Here is a 910-nt window from a genome sequence, read left to right on the forward strand (position 1 = left end):
CCGCCTGCGCGCGGTGGCGGGCCACCACCACCGCACCGAGGTACGCCCCGGCGCCGGCGACGCACAGCAAAACCACCACCATCCAGGCCGCCACCAGGGTGGCCGAGCCGCGATCACCCCGACGGCTCCGCCGCCGAGACCGCCTTGGCCGCAATGTCGAGCGCCGGCAACAACTTCGAGTGTGCGACCACGGAGGCCACCAGGAACTCGCCGTCGCGGTGCACCTCGATCCGCGCCCCGGCGGGGGCGATGCGCCGGGCCGCGCCGAGCGCCGAGGGCTCGTCGCCGCGGGCGGCCAGCCGGGCGGCCTCGCGCGCGGCGTCCACGCAGCGGATCTGCATCGACACCGCGGTGACGCCGGCCAGACACAGCACCAGCACGACGACCAGCGTGCCGACGCCCAGCGCCGCCTCCACGGTGGCCGACCCCGCACTGCCGGTCAGACCTTGGTGTTGAGCGCGCGACCGATGATGTTGGTCAGCGCCGACACGATGGAGTCCCCCGTCACGACGGTGTACAGGATCGCGCCGAAGGCGGCCGCGGCGACGGTCCCGATGGCGTACTCGACCGTGCTCATGCCCGACTCGTCGGCCGCCAGGACCGTCACGCGGGCCACTAATCCACGGAACATGTTGTGCAGCAATGCTTCCCTTTCTTCTCATAAAATCCCCGATTGCAGGACATTCCCGGCCAGCCCGGCCACCACGGGGACGATGCCCAGGCACACGAACGCCGGCAGGAAGCACAGGCCCAGCGGACCGGCGATCAGCACCCCGGCGCGCTCGGCGGCGGCGGTGGCCGCGTGCGCGGCGTCGTGACGAGACTGGTCGGCCAATTCGGCGACGCCCCCGGCCAGCGCCGCGCCGGAGGCGGCCGAACGCCGGGCCAGGCGCAGCAACGCCTCGACGTG

General features: G+C 73.3%; 2 protein-coding genes and 2 pseudogenes. All 4 read right to left on the reverse strand.

The window, feature by feature from the left end; translation table 11 throughout:
- Window positions 1-82, reverse strand: a pseudogene (locus HMPREF0591_RS34610) (Rv3654c family TadE-like protein); the annotation flags it as partial.
- A 31-nt stretch (window positions 83-113) separates the two neighbouring features.
- Entirely contained in the window at window positions 114-416 is a 303-nt protein-coding gene (locus tag HMPREF0591_RS29975; RefSeq protein WP_007172651.1) for a TadE family type IV pilus minor pilin, read from the reverse strand.
- Window positions 417-439: 23 nt separating this feature from the next.
- Window positions 440-631, reverse strand: coding sequence for a DUF4244 domain-containing protein (locus tag HMPREF0591_RS29980; protein ID WP_007172652.1), 192 nt, complete (start codon window positions 629-631; stop codon window positions 440-442).
- A gap of 27 nt (window positions 632-658) precedes the next feature.
- A pseudogene (locus tag HMPREF0591_RS29985) lies at window positions 659-910 on the reverse strand (type II secretion system F family protein); the annotation flags it as partial.

The organism is Mycobacterium parascrofulaceum ATCC BAA-614 (assembly GCF_000164135.1).
GTDB classification, from domain to species: domain Bacteria; phylum Actinomycetota; class Actinomycetes; order Mycobacteriales; family Mycobacteriaceae; genus Mycobacterium; species Mycobacterium parascrofulaceum.

What these genes read in the sequence shown, in the direction of transcription:
- HMPREF0591_RS29980 (WP_007172652.1), bottom strand. Translation starts at nt 631, where the DNA reads ATGTTCCGTGGATTAGTGGCCCGCGTGACGGTCCTGGCGGCCGACGAG.